General features: G+C 72.3%; 11 protein-coding genes. 5 read left to right on the forward strand and 6 right to left on the reverse strand.

Annotated features, from left to right (window positions below; all coding sequences use genetic code 11):
- Positions 1 to 138: 138 nt before the first annotated feature.
- A complete protein-coding gene (locus B7R87_RS21090; RefSeq protein ID WP_006347041.1) occupies positions 139 to 576 on the reverse strand; it encodes a gamma-glutamylcyclotransferase in 438 nt (145 codons plus the stop codon).
- A 390-nt stretch (positions 577 to 966) separates the two neighbouring features.
- On the opposite strand from B7R87_RS21090, the gene B7R87_RS21095 reads away from it, so the two are divergent.
- Together B7R87_RS21095 and B7R87_RS21100 are read left to right on the forward strand one after the other, a co-directional pair.
- Positions 967 to 2,406, forward strand: a complete 1,440-nt coding sequence (locus tag B7R87_RS21095; protein WP_006347040.1) for an NAD(P)H-quinone dehydrogenase — start codon at positions 967 to 969, stop codon at positions 2,404 to 2,406.
- Positions 2,407 to 2,633: 227 nt separating this feature from the next.
- On the forward strand, positions 2,634 to 3,563 hold the full coding sequence (locus B7R87_RS21100; RefSeq protein WP_006347039.1) for a DeoR/GlpR family DNA-binding transcription regulator: 930 nt from the start codon (positions 2,634 to 2,636) through the stop codon (positions 3,561 to 3,563).
- Positions 3,564 to 4,167: 604 nt separating this feature from the next.
- Here the strand turns inward: B7R87_RS21100 and B7R87_RS21105 are convergent.
- The 5 genes from B7R87_RS21105 to B7R87_RS21120 all read right to left on the reverse strand — a co-directional run bounded on the left by B7R87_RS21105 (position 4,168) and on the right by B7R87_RS21120 (position 9,164).
- Positions 4,168 to 5,922, reverse strand: coding sequence for an acetyl/propionyl/methylcrotonyl-CoA carboxylase subunit alpha (locus tag B7R87_RS21105; protein WP_006347038.1), 1,755 nt, complete (start codon positions 5,920 to 5,922; stop codon positions 4,168 to 4,170).
- A 481-nt stretch (positions 5,923 to 6,403) separates the two neighbouring features.
- Positions 6,404 to 7,027 carry a Maf family protein gene (locus B7R87_RS21110; RefSeq protein WP_006347037.1) on the reverse strand — a complete coding sequence of 208 codons (624 nt, stop codon included), beginning with the start codon at positions 7,025 to 7,027 and terminating at the stop codon, positions 6,404 to 6,406.
- 60 nt (positions 7,028 to 7,087) lie between these two features.
- Complete coding sequence (mmpB, locus tag B7R87_RS34160) at positions 7,088 to 7,216, reverse strand: morphogenic membrane protein MmpB (protein ID WP_006347036.1); 129 nt, start codon at positions 7,214 to 7,216, stop codon at positions 7,088 to 7,090.
- Positions 7,217 to 7,313: 97 nt separating this feature from the next.
- Positions 7,314 to 7,514, reverse strand: a complete 201-nt coding sequence (locus tag B7R87_RS21115; RefSeq protein ID WP_040914669.1) for an acyl-CoA carboxylase epsilon subunit — start codon at positions 7,512 to 7,514, stop codon at positions 7,314 to 7,316.
- A 54-nt stretch (positions 7,515 to 7,568) separates the two neighbouring features.
- On the reverse strand, positions 7,569 to 9,164 hold the full coding sequence (locus B7R87_RS21120) for an acyl-CoA carboxylase subunit beta (RefSeq protein WP_006347034.1): 1,596 nt from the start codon (positions 9,162 to 9,164) through the stop codon (positions 7,569 to 7,571).
- Between the two features lie 204 nt (positions 9,165 to 9,368).
- Between B7R87_RS21120 and B7R87_RS21125 the strand changes: the two genes are divergently transcribed.
- The 3 genes from B7R87_RS21125 to B7R87_RS21135 all read left to right on the forward strand — a co-directional run bounded on the left by B7R87_RS21125 (position 9,369) and on the right by B7R87_RS21135 (position 12,859).
- Positions 9,369 to 10,283 (forward strand): biotin--[acetyl-CoA-carboxylase] ligase, encoded by a 915-nt coding sequence (locus B7R87_RS21125; RefSeq protein WP_130584877.1) that lies wholly within the window; start codon positions 9,369 to 9,371, stop codon positions 10,281 to 10,283.
- A gap of 403 nt (positions 10,284 to 10,686) precedes the next feature.
- Complete coding sequence (locus B7R87_RS21130; protein ID WP_045852888.1) at positions 10,687 to 11,778, forward strand: adenylate/guanylate cyclase domain-containing protein; 1,092 nt, start codon at positions 10,687 to 10,689, stop codon at positions 11,776 to 11,778.
- Positions 11,779 to 11,956: 178 nt separating this feature from the next.
- Positions 11,957 to 12,859: an enoyl-CoA hydratase/isomerase family protein gene (locus B7R87_RS21135; protein WP_006347031.1), complete on the forward strand. Its 903-nt coding sequence runs from the start codon at positions 11,957 to 11,959 to the stop codon at positions 12,857 to 12,859.
- The last annotated feature ends 4 nt before the right edge of the window (positions 12,860 to 12,863 follow it).

A 12,863-nucleotide genomic window follows, 5' to 3' on the forward strand; every position in this document is an offset into this window, starting at 1 on the left:
CGCGCGTAGATGATGGAGGTACGGACACCCGGATCGTTGTCTTGTCGTTTCCGACGAACGGATGGCGAACGGACGGCGAACGGGTGACAAACGGGTGACAGTGCGACGGCGAACGGGGGACGAACGGGCCCCCGGGGGTCAGCAGGGGCGCTTGCGCAGCTCCATCACATAGTCGTGCGGCGCGCCCGCCGACTCCGCGGCATCCGCCAGCTCCCCCAGATAGCGGGCCGACGGCAGCCCGCCCTCGTAGCCGTTGAGCACGTACACCCAGGCCGGCTCCTCGCCGTCCAGGGTGTGCACCCGCACCCGCATCCGCCGGTAGATGTCGAGGCCGACGCCCTCCCAGCGGTCCATCGAGTCCTCGTCCATCGGGGCGATGTCGTAGAGCGCGACGAAGACCTGGGACCGCGGGGCCTCCACGATCGTGGCCAGCGCCCCCTCCCAGCCCATCTGCTCGCCGCCGAACGTGAGCCGCCAGCCGTTCAGCCAGCCCGTGCCGCGCAGCGGGGAGTGCGGGGCGCGGCGGGTCATCAGCCGCGCGTCGAGGTTGCCGGCGTACGCGGCGTAGAGCGACATGGGTTCGAGGGTACGGGAGGGGCACGGGTGGCCGCTTTTCCGAACGGGGACGGGTTCTTCCGGGCGGGTTCTCCGGCCGGTGCCCGGGCGGTGTCCCGGGCGGTGTCCCCGACCGTGCTTTGAACGGTGTTCCGGCCGGTGTTCCGGACGGCCCCGGGGCGCCCCGCCCGGACGCACCGCCGGGCCTTTCCAGGGCGTTCCCGGGCCTTTCCGGCAGCCGGGGGAGCGGTCGCGGGACAATCCGTGGCCCGGGCACGGAGCAGGTTGAAGCGTGCGGGACAATGGGGTACGTACTCCAGTCCGGCGGGACGCACCACGGGGCCCGCCCGGCAGGCGCACCGGCCCACCCACCCGTACCCGGCAGCAACGAGAGCGCGAGGCGTAACCCCAGTGACCCGGATCGTGATCATCGGCGGCGGACCCGGCGGATACGAGGCGGCCCTGGCGGGCGCCCAACTCGGCGCGGAGGTGACCGTCGTCGACTGCGACGGCCTCGGCGGCGCGTCCGTCCTGACCGACTGCGTGCCCTCGAAGACCCTCATCGCGACCGCCGAGGTGATGACCACCTTCGACTCGTCGTACGAGGAACTCGGCATCATCATCGCCGACGACACCCCGCCCATGGAGCAGTCCGCCCGGGTGACCGGCGTCGACCTCGGCAAGGTCAACCGGCGGGTGAAGCGCCTCGCGCTCGCCCAGTCCCACGACATCACCGCCTCCGTCACCCGCGCGGGCGCCCGGGTGCTGCGCGGCCGGGGCAAGCTGGAGGGCCGGCAGGCCGCCGACGGCTCCCGTACCGTCGTCGTCACCGCGGCCGACGGCACCGAGGAGCGGCTCACCGCCGACGCCGTCCTGATCGCCACCGGCGGCCACCCGCGCGAGATCCCCGACGCCCTCCCCGACGGCGAGCGGATCCTCAACTGGACCCAGGTCTACGACCTCGACGAACTCCCCGAGGAACTGATCGTCGTCGGCTCCGGCGTCACCGGCGCCGAGTTCGCCGGTGCCTATCAGGCGCTGGGCTCCCGGGTCACCCTGGTCTCCTCCCGCGACCGGGTGCTCCCGGGCGAGGACCCCGACGCGGCGGCCGTCCTGGAGGACGTCTTCCGGCGCCGCGGTATGAACGTCATGGCCCGCTCCCGCGCCGAGTCCGCCAAACGCGTCGGCGACCGGGTCGAGGTCACCCTCGCCGACGGCCGGGTCATCTCCGGTACGCACTGCCTCATGGCGGTCGGCGCCATCCCCAACACCGCGGGCATGGGCCTGGAGGAGGCGGGCGTACGGCTCAAGGACTCCGGCCACATCCTGACCGACAAGGTCTCCCGTACCAGCGCTCCCGGCGTCTACGCGGCCGGAGACGTCACGGGCGTCTTCGCCCTCGCGTCCGTGGCCGCCATGCAGGGCCGGATCGCGATGTACCACTTCCTCGGGGACGCGGTGCAGCCGCTGAACCTGAAGACGGTCTCGTCGAACGTCTTCACCGACCCCGAGATCGCGACCGTCGGCTACACCCAGGCGGACGTCGACGCCGGGCTGATCGACGCCCGGGTGGTCAAGCTGCCGCTGCTGCGCAACGCCCGCGCGAAGATGCAGGGCATCCGGGACGGCTTCGTCAAGATCTTCTGCCGGCCGGGCACCGGGATCGTGGTCGGCGGCTGTGTCGTCGCCCCCCGCGCCAGTGAACTGATCCACCCGATTTCGATCGCGGTCGACAACAATCTGACCGTCGAGCAGATCGCGAATGCGTTCACCGTCTACCCCTCGCTGTCGGGGTCGATCGCCGAGGTCGCGCGCCAGCTCGCCACCCGCAAGGTGTCGGGCGAGAGCTGACGGCCCGCCGTCACGGGCAGGTGCCGGGCCCTCCGGGGCCCGGTTCCGCCCCCGGCGCCGATCAGCTTCCGGCCAACGGGCGGTCAAGTGCGGGCCTCCCTATACCACTTATCGGCATAGCGCGAGCGCAATACTTGGCAATCGGTGCATAGAGCTGAAAATCGTCGGCGCGGCACGTTACTGTCAGTTTTGTGTTCGCTGCTGAACGTCGCCAACTGATCCTTGAAATGGTGCGGGCCAACGGAGCCGTGTCGCTCCGGGAACTCGCCCGGGTCGTCCAGACCTCCGAAGTCACCGTCCGCCGGGACGTCCGTGCGCTGGAGGCCGAGGGCCTCCTCGACCGCCGCCACGGCGGAGCGGTACTGCCGGGCGGATTCACCCGCGAATCCGGCTTTCCGCAGAAGTCCCTCTCCGCCACCGCCGAGAAGACGGCCATCGCCGATCTCGCGGCGAGCATGGTCGGCGAGGGCGAGGCGATCGTCGTCGGCGCGGGGACCACGACCCAGGAGCTGGCCCGGCGGCTCGCCCGGGTCCCGGGCCTGACCGTCGTCACCAACTCCCTGCTGGTGGCCCAGTCACTGGCCCACGCCAACCGGGTCGAGGTCGTCATGACCGGTGGCACCCTGCGGGGCTCCAACTACGCGCTCGTCGGCAGCGGTGCCGAGCAGTCCCTCCAGGGGCTGCGGGTCTCCCGGGCGTTCCTCTCCGGCAGCGGTCTCACCGCCGAGCGCGGGCTGTCCACATCCAATATGCTCTCCGCCAGCGTCGACCGGGCGCTGGTCCAGGCGGCGGCGGAGGTCGTGGTCCTCGCCGACCACAGCAAGCTCGGCGCCGACACCATGTTCCAGACCGTGCCGACGGACGTCATCACCCGGCTGGTGACGGATGCGCCGCCCGAGCACGACGAACGCGCCGCGACGGAGCTGCAGGCACTGGCGGACCAGGGCGTCCAGATCGCGGTCGCGGGCTCGCCGTCCGGCGCGGGCACCGACACCGAGCGCGGCCCCCGCCGTGACGTTCCGCTCCCGGGCCAGCGCAGGACGCGCGGCGGCGCGGGCCCGACGAGGTTCACCGCGGCGGCGCTGGAGCGGGATGCGCTGGGCGGCGGCGGGGGAATGGAACGAAGCGCCCGCGTCGCGGACATGCGCCGCCGCTAGGGCCTTGGGGGGTGCGGGGCTGCGTCTGCCGGGTGCGGTGTCGTTGCCGACCGCGCGCCGTCGGTGGTTTCTCGCGCAGTTCCGCCCCCTATGCCTTCGGCAATGGGGGGACCCCCAGCGCCCCTTTCTTGTTCTCTTCGCTCCTGTGGGGTGCGGGTCCTCCGGTGGTCGGGTCCCGTTACTCCGTGGGGTAGGGCACCGGTCTTGTCGGGTGCGGCCGGGTCGGTGGCCTCCGGGCTCACCTCCTCGCCGCGGGCGATGCACCGCCCCGAAGCGCGTCCGGTCTTGTCGCCCACGGCTGCGGGGGCGACCCTGCACCCCCCTCCGGAGATCACCCCGACTTGACCCCGGGGGACAAGGAGTTTCCTCGGTTACCCGCCACGGGGTGGATGCGTACCCGGGGACTGCCCTCCCCGGGGGTTCCGGGATCGCGGCGAGCGCCGTTGACGGCGGGTGTTGCGTGTCCAGCCACGGCGTGAGGGGGGAACGCAACCTGAGCGAACTCCTCCCCCCCCCGGGTACAGGAAGAGCCCGCCAGGTCGCATGAAACCTGGCGGGCCCTTTCCGTAGCCCACGGGCCGGGGCGCACGCCCCCGGCCCGCCGTCAGTCCTTGATTTCGCAGATCATCGCGCCCGACGAAATCGCCGCGCCGACCTCCGCGCTCAGGCCCTTCACCGTGCCCGCACGGTGCGCGTTCAGCGGCTGCTCCATCTTCATGGCCTCCAGGACCACGATCAGGTCGCCCTCGTTGACCTCCTGGCCCTCCTCGACCGCGACCTTCACGATCGTGCCCTGCATGGGCGAGGCGAGGGTGTCGCCGGAGGCGGCCGCGGCGGAGCGCTTGGCCGCGCGGCGCTTGGGCTTCGCCCCCGCCGCCAGGCCCGTACGGGCCAGGGTCATGCCGAGATGGGCCGGGAGGGAGACTTCGAGGCGCTTCCCGCCGACCTCGACGACGACCGTCTCGCGGTCCGGCTCCTCCTCCGCCTCGGCGTCGGCGGGCGCCGCGAACGCGGGGATCTCGTTGACGAACTCGGTCTCGATCCAACGGGTGTGCACCCGGAAGGGGTCGCTGGTGAAGGCCGGGTCGACGACGACCGCACGGTGGAACGGGATGGCGGTCGCCATGCCCTCCACCTGGAACTCGGCGAGCGCCCTGGCCGCCCGCTGGAGCGCCTGCTCCCGGGTGGCGCCGGTGATGACCAGCTTGGCCAGCAGGGAGTCCCAGGCCGGGCCGATGACACTGCCGGACTCGACGCCCGCGTCCAGCCGGACGCCGGGGCCGGACGGCGCGTCGAAGAGGGTGACCGTGCCGGGCGCCGGGAGGAAGTTGCGGCCCGGGTCCTCGCCGTTGATCCGGAACTCGAAGGAGTGACCGCGGATCGCTGGGTCGTCGTAGCCCAGCTCCTCGCCGTCGGCGATCCGGAACATCTCACGGACCAGGTCGAGGCCGGTGACCTCCTCGGTGACCGGGTGCTCCACCTGGAGACGGGTGTTGACCTCCAGGAAGGAGATCGTGCCGTCGAGACCGACGAGGAACTCGACCGTACCCGCGCCGACGTAGCCGGCCTCCTTGAGGATGGCCTTCGAAGCGCGGTACAGCTCGGCGTTCTGCTCGTCCGTCAGGAACGGCGCCGGCGCCTCCTCGACCAGCTTCTGGTGACGGCGCTGCAGGGAGCAGTCACGGGTTGACACCACCACGACATTGCCGTGCTGGTCGGCCAGGCACTGGGTCTCCACATGCCGCGGCTTGTCCAGATACCGCTCGACGAAGCACTCGCCGCGGCCGAACGCGGCGACCGCCTCGCGGACCGCGGAGTCGTACAGCTCCGGGACCTCTTCGAGGGTGCGGGCCACCTTCAGACCGCGGCCGCCGCCGCCGAACGCCGCCTTGATGGCGATCGGCAGCCCGTTCTCCCGGGCGAAGGCGACGACCTCGTCGGCGCCGGACACCGGGTCCGGAGTGCCGGCCACCAGCGGGGCACCCGCACGCTGGGCGATATGACGCGCGGCGACCTTGTCCCCCAGATCGCGGATCGCGGACGGCGGCGGACCGATCCACGTCAGCCCGGCGTCGATGACGGCCTGGGCGAATTCGGCGTTCTCGGAGAGGAAGCCGTACCCGGGGTGGATCGCGTCGGCACCGGAGTCCTTCGCGGCCTGGAGGACCTTCCCCATGTCCAGATAACTGGCCGCCGGGGTGTCACCGCCCAGGGCGAACGCCTCGTCTGCCGCGCGGACGTGCAGGGCGTCCCGGTCCGGGTCGGCGTAGACGGCTACGCTTGCGATTCCGGCGTCCCGGCAGGCACGGGCGACGCGGACAGCGATTTCGCCTCGGTTGGCGATGAGCACCTTGCGCACGATGTGGCTCCCTCCTTGAAACAAGCCGAGTTTAGGGACTGCCGACACGGCCGTTCGACCCGTCCCCTAGGGTGAGCTTGCCCACACGGAGCGTGATTCCAGGCTCGTTCGAGTCGCGAAATCCCTTGTCGCACCACGGTACGACGGGTTGCTTCCTCCAGACAGTAGCCCCCGTATGTGGCACAGGTCTCTGTCAGTGGGGCCAGCCGGGCAACCCGTTTCTTTGTGGAGTCCCTACGAATGGCGGAATGATTCTTTTCATTCTCCGAGGTGGGGCCGAGTGTGTCGCGCGATCGGGGACGGGCCGGGGGTGAACCGGGGGCGCGGGCCGGGGGTGTGCCTGCGGTGTGCCTTCCCGCGCGACTCTTCTCCGCGCCCCGGCGCGACCGGCCGACCCGGCGCGCGCCGGGGCGCTTCCGGGCGCTGCGCCATGCGGGTCCCGTACCGACGGCCTGTGCAGCCGTCCCGTACCGCCGGCCCGTCAGGACCAGAAGTCGGTGACCGAGTGGCCCAGCTCCCCGAGGAGCGTCCGCAGCAGCGGCATCGAGATGCCGATGACATTGCCGTGGTCGCCGTCGATCCCGTTGATGAACGGCGCCGAACGGCCGTTGAGCGTGAACGCGCCCGCCACGTGCAGGGGTTCCCCGGTGGCGACGTACGCGGCGATCTCCGCGTCCGACGGCTCCCCGAACCGGACCGTGGTCGACGCGGTGGCCGAGGCGATCCGGCCGGTGGCCGTGTCCGTGACGCAGTGGCCCGTGCGCAGCACCCCGGAGCGGCCCCGCATCGCCTTCCAGCGGGCCGTCGCCTCCTCCGCGTCCGCGGGCTTGCCCAGCGCCTCGCCGTCCAGGTCCAGTACCGAATCGCAGCCGATCACCAGGGCGCCGGCGACCTCGGGACGGGCGGCGACGACCGCGGCCTTCGCCTCCGCGAGTACCAGTGCCAGCTCGGCGGGGGTGGGGGCGCTCAGGGCGTCCTCGTCGACTCCGCTGACGATCACCTCGGGGTCGAGACCGGCCGCGCGCAGCTGCCTCAGCCGGGCGGGCGAGGCGGAGGCGAGGACGAGGCGGGGTGCGGGGGTACGGGGGGTGGCGTGGGCGGTCATGCGGCCATCGTAGGCGCGGTGCCGCGCCGGGTTACCCCGTTCGGCGCAGGCCCGCCACTATCACCGCAGGCCCACCACGATCATCCCCAGCACCATGGCCAGCGCGAGCAGGACGCCCGCGCGGCGCAACATGGCCTGCGTCTCGCGCAGCTCCTCGGGGGGTTCGTTCTCCGGGTCGGACCACAGCATGCTCCCGATCCTGCCGGTCGCCCCCGGGGTTACGCATGAGTACGAGTACTCAACCGGGCCCCGGGAGACCCGTCGCATCTCAGGAGGCGCGTACGCCTCAGGAAGGCCAGTACGTCCGCGCCCAGGCGTGCGGTCCCGGCGCCGGGCGCGGTGTCCGGGTTACCCGGGCCGGGGACGACCACTCCGAGGACGGGGGCGGGGGCGCCCCCTCCGCGCCGCCGCTCACCCGGGCGCGGACCACGGCCAGTGCCGCGGCCAGCTCCTCGGGCGTCGGATTGCCCCGTACGATCCTGATCATCATGGCGGCCCCTCCGGGCGGACGGCACTGTTTCGCGGACTCCACGGATACGGCTCAGAGCGGGATGTTGCCGTGCTTCTTCGGCGGCAGGCTCTCCCGCTTGGTCCGCAGATGCCGCAGCCCGCGCACGATCTGCGCCCGGGTGTCCGACGGCACGATCACCGCGTCGATATAGCCGCGCTCCGCCGCCGTATAGGGGTTCAGCAGCGCGTCCTCGTACTCCGCGATCAGCCGGGCCCGGGTCTCCTCCTGCGCCTCCGCGTCACCCGCCTCGGCGATCGCCCGCCGGTGCAGGATGTTGACCGCGCCCTGGGCGCCCATCACCGCGATCTGCGCGGTCGGCCAGGCGAGGTTGAGATCGGCGCCCAGATGCTTGGAGCCCATCACGTCGTACGCGCCGCCGAACGCCTTGCGGGTGATGACGGTGATCAGCGGGACCGTCGCCTCGGCATAGGCGTAGATCAGCTTCGCGCCGCGCCGGATGATGCCGCCGTACTCCTGGTCGACACCCGGCAGGAAGCCGGGGACGTCGACGAAGGTCAGCACGGGGATGTTGAACGCGTCGCAGGTGCGGACGAAGCGCGCCGCCTTCTCCGAGGCGTCGATGTCGAGGCAGCCAGCGAACTGGAGCGGCTGATTGGCGACCACTCCCACCGGATGGCCCTCGACCCGGCCGAAGCCGGTCAGGATGTTCGGCGCGAACAGCGACTGGGTCTCCAGGAACTCCCCGTCGTCGAGGACGTGCTCGACGACCGTGTGCATGTCGTACGGCTGGTTGGCGCTGTCCGGGATCAGCCCGTCCAGCTCCCGGTCCTCGTCCGTGGGTGCCAGCCCGGTCTCCTCGGGGAAGGCGGGCGGCTCGGAGAGGTTGTTCGACGGCAGATAGGACAGCAGTGACTTCACGTACTCGACGGCGTCCTTCTCGTCCGCCGCCATATGGTGCGCCACACCCGACGTCGTGTTGTGGGTACGAGCGCCGCCCAGCGCCTCGAAACCGACGTCCTCGCCGGTCACCGTCTTGATGACATCGGGACCCGTGATGAACATATGGGACGTCTGATCGACCATCACCGTGAAGTCGGTGATCGCGGGCGAGTAGACGGCGCCGCCCGCGCAGGGGCCGACGACCAGGGAGATCTGCGGGATCACCCCGGAGGCATGGGTGTTGCGGCGGAAGATCTCGCCGTACATCCCGAGGGCGCTCACCCCTTCCTGGATGCGCGCGCCGCCGGAGTCGTTGATGCCGATAACGGGACAGCCGGTCTTCAGCGCGAAGTCCATCACCTTGACGATCTTCTGGCCGTAGACCTCGCCCAGCGCCCCGCCGAAGACGGTGAAGTCCTGGGAGAAGACGGCGACGGGACGGCCGTCGACGGTGCCGTAGCCGGTGACGACGCCGTCGCCGTACGGACGGGTCCGCTCCAGGCCGAAGTTGGTGGACCGGTGCCGTACCAGCTCGTCGAGTTCGACGAACGAGTCCTCGTCCAGGAGCAGGCCGATCCGCTCCCGCGCGGTCAGCTTCCCCTTCGCGTGCTGCTTCTCCACGGCCCGCGCCGAACCGGCGTGCACCGCCTCGTCGCTACGGCGCCGCAGATCCGCGATCCGGCCCTCGGTGGTGTGGCTGTCGTGCTGCTGTTCCGGCTCAGACATCGGGAAGCGGCTCCCTGGACGCGGACGAGGACCGGCGAAGGATCGGCGGGACTCGACGAGAACTGAAGGGGACTGGTGAGAACGGACGGCGGAGGGGTCGGGCACCGGGGGGTGGCAACTCGTTGCCGTCGGCTACCGGCTCGTAGCGTATCGGCGTGCCTACGCCCGCGCAGTGCGGCGTACGACACACCTACCCTGGCTTGCATGACGTCTGAGAATGCGCCAGGAAACACCAATGGAACCCGGTTCGCGGGGGCGGTGGGCGCGGGCGGCCGCTGGGGCGATCTGGACCGGCCGCCCCTGAACGCGGCCGCGCTGCGCCGGGCGGTGGTGCGGCCCGGGGGGCTGTGGACCTCCCTCGACGTCGTGCCGTCGACCGGCTCCACCAACGCGGACCTCGTCGCCCGGGCGCCCGGCAGCCCGGAGGGGGCCGTCCTGGTCGCGGAGGAGCAGACGGCCGGACGGGGGCGGTTGGACCGGCGGTGGAGTGCTCCCGCCAGGTCCGGGCTGTTCTTCTCCGTACTGCTGCGGCCGGGTCCGGACGTTCCGGTCGAGCGCTGGGGGTGGCTGCCGCTGCTCGCGGGCGTCGCGGCAGCGACGGGGCTCAGCCGGGCCGCCGGTGTCGATATGTCCCTCAAATGGCCCAATGACCTGCTGGTGACGGTCGACGGCGAGGAGCGGAAGACGGGCGGCATCCTGGCCGAGCGGGCCGGTGGGGCCGAGGACGGCGCGGTGGTCGTCGGGATCGGGATCAATGTGACCCTGCGCGCCGCGGAACTGCCCGTTCCCACGGCGGGCTCGCTGGCGCTGGCCGGAGCGGTGGGCACCGACCGCGATCCGCTGCTGCGGGCGGTGCTGCGGTCGCTGGAGCGGTGGTACGGCGACTGGCGCGCGGCGGGCGGCGACCCCATCGGCTCGAATGTGCAGGGGGCATATGCCGCAGGTTGTGCGACGCTGGGCCGTACGGTCCGTGCCGAGCTGCCCGGCGGCCGCGAGCGGACCGGCGAGGCCGTCGCCCTCGACGGTGACGGACGGCTCGTCCTGGCGCTGGAGAACGGGGAGCGGCTGGCCGTCGGCGCGGGCGACGTGGTGCATCTGCGCCCGCTCCCGCCCCGGTGAGAGCTTCCCCGGGGCGGTGCTCCGGCGATCCGGCCGCGGTACGGACGGCGGGGGCGCCGCGGGCGGTCCACGCACCCGGGCGGGTGCCCTTCCGCGCCGATGGCGGGCGGGTGAACCGGAACCGCCGCGGGGACGTGAGCCAGGGCACATCTGCCGTATCGTTGAGGCGATCGAGCGACAGATCGGCAGGGCAGTTGCGCAGGGAAAGGGCAGGAGGCGGCTGGTGACCGTCGACGACACCACTTCCGGCGCGGGCGCGTCCGACGGGTCCGGGACCGGTTCGGGAGCCGGGCGATCCGGCGGCTCCGGTGCTTCCGGCCGGCCGGACGGCTCCGGTACGGGCCGTTCCGGCGGCTCCCCGGCCTCCGCCGCCGCGTCCCGGTCGGGCGCAGGCGCAGGCGCCGTGCATCCGACCCCCCTGCACGCCGTCGACCACACCGCCGAACCCACCGACGACCCCCTCGCCATCCGCCTCGAACAGCTCATCCTCGGCGCCGAGCGGCGCTACACCCCCTTCCAGGCGGCCCGGACCGCCGGGGTCTCCATGGAGCTGGCCTCCCGCTTCTGGCGGGCCATGGGCTTCGCCGACATCGGCCAGGCCAGGGCCCTGACCGAGGCCGACGTCCTGGCCCTGCGCCGGCTGGCGGGCCTGGTGGAGGCCGGGCTTCTCAGCGAGCCGATGGCCATCCAGGTGGCCCGCTCCACCGGCCAGACCACCGCCCGGCTCGCGGAATGGCAGATCGACTCCTTCTTGGAAGGCCTGACCGAGCCGCCCGAACCGGGCATGACCCGTACCGAGGTCACGTACCCGCTGATCGAACTGCTGCTGCCGGAGCTCCAGGAGTTCCTCGTCTACGTCTGGCGGCGCCAGCTCGCTGCGGCCACCGGACGGGTCGTCCAGGCCGCCGACGACGAGGAGATGGTCGACCGGCGGCTCGCCATCGGCTTCGCCGACCTCGTCGGCTTCACCCGGCTCACCCGCCGTCTCGAAGAGGAGGAGCTCGGTGAACTCGTCGAGATCTTCGAGACCACGGCCGCCGACCTGGTCGCCGCGCACGGCGGACGGCTCATCAAGACCCTCGGTGACGAGGTGCTCTACGCGGCCGACGACGCGGGCACCGCCTCCGAGATCGCACTCCGGCTCATCGACGCGATGAACCACGACGACGCGATGCCCTCCCTCCGGGTCGGGCTGGCCTTCGGCACGGTCACGACCCGGATGGGCGATGTGTTCGGCACGACGGTCAACCTCGCGAGCAGGCTGACGTCGATAGCGCCGAAGGACACCATCCTGGTGGACGGCGCGTTCGCGCTGGACCTGATCAGGGCCGGGGACGCGCCCAAGTCCGAGACACAGGCGGCGGAGGAGGCGGCGACGGCCGAGAAGGAGGGCGAGCCCCCGCCGCCGTACCGCTACGCCCTCCAGCCGATGTGGCAGCGGCCCGTCCGGGGGCTCGGGATCGTCGAACCGTGGATGCTGTCGCGGCGTACGTGACGGGCCGCCGTGCCCGGAGCGGGTTCCGGTCCGTTGTGAGCGGGTAGGCGCGGTCCGGGTCGGCGGCGGGCGCGGCCCCGGCGGGCCGGTCGCGGTCTTGCGGGGGCGGGCAGGAGCCCGCATATGATCCCGTGAACCGTCGTTAACCGGGCCCGAGCGGTCCACGGGAGGGTGTCGGATGTCCGTACCGCCGTCGGATGGCGCGCAGTTCCCACTGGCCCCGTCGTTCCTGTCGGCGGACCCGCCGGACTCCCCGGCCTCCTCGGTGCCCGTCGTCGAAGGGCCGTTCGAGCAGCGTTTCGGGGAGTTCGTCGTCGTACGGACGCACGGCCATGTCGCCGAACTCGTCCTCGACCGGCCCGCGTCGATGAACGCGGTCTCCGCCGCGATGGCCCGCTCCATCGCCGCCGCCTGTGCCGCGCTCGCAGAGGACCGCGACGTCCGGGTGGCCGTCCTGACCTCCACCCACGACCGCGCCTTCTGCGTCGGCGCCGACCTCAAGGAGCGCAACGGGCTGAGCGACGCGGACCTGATGCGCCAGCGCCCGATCGCCCGCGCCGCGTACACCGGTGTGCTCGAACTGCCGATGCCCGCGATCGCCGCCGTCCGCGGCTACGCCCTCGGCGGCGGCTACGAACTCGCCCTGGCCTGCGATGTGATCGTCGCGGACGCGACCACCGTGGTGGCCCTGCCCGAGGTCTCCGTGGGCGTCATCCCCGGCGGCGGCGGTACGCAGCTGCTGCCGCGCCGGGTCGGCGCCGCCCGCGCCGCCGAGCTGGTGTTCACCGCTCGTCGGGTGGCCGCGGACGAGGCATTCGCCTTGGGGCTGGTGGACCGCCTCGCGGAGGGTGACGGCGACGCCAGGACGGAGGCGCTGGCGCTGGCCGACCGGATCGCCGGGAACTCCCCGGTCGGACTGCGGGCCGCGAAACGGGCACTGCGGCTGGGGCAGGGGCTCGACCTGCGGGCCGGTCTGGAAGTCGAGGACGCGGCCTGGCGCACGGTCGCCTTCTCCGGGGACCGTGCGGAAGGTGTCGCCGCGTTCAACGAGAAGCGGAAGCCGGAGTGGCCCGGCGAATAACCCG

The sequence above is a fragment of the Streptomyces tsukubensis genome, from assembly GCF_003932715.1.
In the GTDB taxonomy this organism is placed as follows: domain Bacteria; phylum Actinomycetota; class Actinomycetes; order Streptomycetales; family Streptomycetaceae; genus Streptomyces; species Streptomyces tsukubensis.

Excerpts from the sequence above, each read along its gene's own strand:
- B7R87_RS21090 (WP_006347041.1), bottom strand. The coding sequence starts at position 576 with ATGTCGCTCTACGCCGCGTACGCCGGCAACCTCGACGCGCGGCTGATG.
- B7R87_RS21120 (WP_006347034.1), bottom strand. The coding sequence starts at position 9,164 with ATGTCTGAGCCGGAACAGCAGCACGACAGCCACACCACCGAGGGCCGG.
- B7R87_RS21110 (WP_006347037.1), bottom strand. The coding sequence starts at position 7,027 with ATGACCGCCCACGCCACCCCCCGTACCCCCGCACCCCGCCTCGTCCTC.
- B7R87_RS21125 (WP_130584877.1), top strand. The coding sequence starts at position 9,369 with ATGACGTCTGAGAATGCGCCAGGAAACACCAATGGAACCCGGTTCGCG.
- B7R87_RS21115 (WP_040914669.1), bottom strand. The coding sequence starts at position 7,514 with ATGATCAGGATCGTACGGGGCAATCCGACGCCCGAGGAGCTGGCCGCG.
- B7R87_RS21100 (WP_006347039.1), top strand. The coding sequence starts at position 2,634 with ATGGTGCGGGCCAACGGAGCCGTGTCGCTCCGGGAACTCGCCCGGGTC.
- mmpB (WP_006347036.1), bottom strand. The coding sequence starts at position 7,216 with ATGCTGTGGTCCGACCCGGAGAACGAACCCCCCGAGGAGCTGCGCGAG.
- B7R87_RS21135 (WP_006347031.1), top strand. The coding sequence starts at position 11,957 with ATGTCCGTACCGCCGTCGGATGGCGCGCAGTTCCCACTGGCCCCGTCG.